This window comes from Kitasatospora sp. NPDC093558 (assembly GCF_040683475.1).
Classification (GTDB): domain Bacteria; phylum Actinomycetota; class Actinomycetes; order Streptomycetales; family Streptomycetaceae; genus Kitasatospora.
Window position 1 is genome coordinate 1 of the sequence record NZ_JBFBDY010001145.1, and the last position, 1,459, is coordinate 1,459.

At 72.3% G+C, this 1,459-nt stretch carries 2 protein-coding genes; both read left to right on the top strand.

The window, feature by feature from the left end; all coding sequences use genetic code 11:
* Window positions 1–1,126: serine hydrolase domain-containing protein (locus tag AB0O00_RS39240; RefSeq protein ID WP_363659452.1), on the top strand; the 1,126-nt coding region annotated here is incomplete at its 5' end.
* 61 nt (window positions 1,127–1,187) lie between these two features.
* Window positions 1,188–1,459, top strand: a 272-nt coding sequence (locus tag AB0O00_RS39245; RefSeq protein WP_363659453.1) for a hypothetical protein, incomplete at its 3' end; no start/stop codon positions are given.

Consider the following 1,459-nt stretch of genomic DNA (forward strand, 5'->3'; position numbering starts at 1 on the left):
CCCGGCGACCGCCGTTGCCTCGCCGGTGCCGGCGGCGCCGGCCCTCGCGCAGGCCTCCGCGCCGCCCGCCGGTCTCGCCGAGGGCGTCGGGCAGGCGGTCGCGGACGGTTTCCCGGGCGTCGTGGCGTACGCCAGGGTCGGGCAGCGGGAGTCACGGGTGGCAGCGGGGCTCGCGGACCTCGCGACCGGCGAGAAGGCCCGGCCGGACCAGCGCTTCCGGATCGCCAGCAACACCAAGTCGTTCGTGTCGACGGTCCTCCTGCAACTGGAGGGCGAGGGACGGCTGTCGCTGGACGACAGCGTGGAGAAGTGGCTGCCCGGAGTGGTCGAGGGGAACGGCAACGACGGCCGGGCCATCACCGTCCGGCAGCTGCTCAACCACACCTCGGGCATCTACGACCCCACCACCGAGCCCGAGTTCTTCGCCCCCTACCTGGAACGCCACGACTGGGACTACGTCTACACCCCACGGGAGGTGATCGCCCGCGCCGTTCGGCACAAACCGCTGTTCACGCCGGGCACCGGCTGGTCCTACTCCAACACCAACTACCTGCTCGCCGGCCTGGTGATCGAGGCGGTCACGCACCACAGCGCCTCGGGCGAGATCCACCGGCGGATCCTCGCCCCGCTCGGCCTCGACGACACCTCCTTCCCGCTGACCGATCCGGCCATCCACGGCCCCCACCTGCACGGCTACGACTTCAAGCGACAGGACGTGACCCGCTTCAGCCCCTCGTACGACTGGACCGCAGGGGCGATGATCTCCACGGTCGACGACCTGGCCCGCTTCCACCGGGCCCTGTTCGCCGGCAGGTTGCTGCGCCCCGCCCAGCAGCGCGAACTCCTCGCCACGGTGGATTTCCCCCACGCACCGGCGTACGGGCTCGGCGTGCAGCGCATGGACGTGTCGTGCGGCTCCGGGCCGGACGCCAGGACGATCGGCGCCTGGGAGACCGACGGCGGCGGCCCCGGCTTCACCAGCGTCTCGCTCACCACCGCCGACGGCGAGCGGCAGCTGGTCCTCGTCGGCACCGTCTACGACCTCGGCGCAGACCTGAAGGGCGAGCCGCCCGTCCCGCGCAGCCTGGGGATGATGCAGGCGCAATCGGCGGTGCTATGCGGCTGATCCCAAAGCGTACGAGGTGGGCGTCGGCGATTGTCGGACGTGACCGCTACTGTCTTCGGCCATGGGACTTTCGATCACCGTGGGACTCCTGAACGACCAGGCGCGCAACGACGCCGAGGGACTGGCGCACTACCGCCGCGCCTTCGCGCGCCTGTCCGAGGCGCTCGCGGCAAGCGGCGTCGACTGGCACGAACCGGAGGTCGGCAACCCGCCCGCCGCCCCGGCGGTCTCCGCGGGCTTCCCGTACGGCTACCTGACGCACCTGCGCCGCGTGTTCGTGCTCGCCGGGCGCGGCGAACCCGTCACGCCCGCGGCGGAGACCACGGCCGCGCT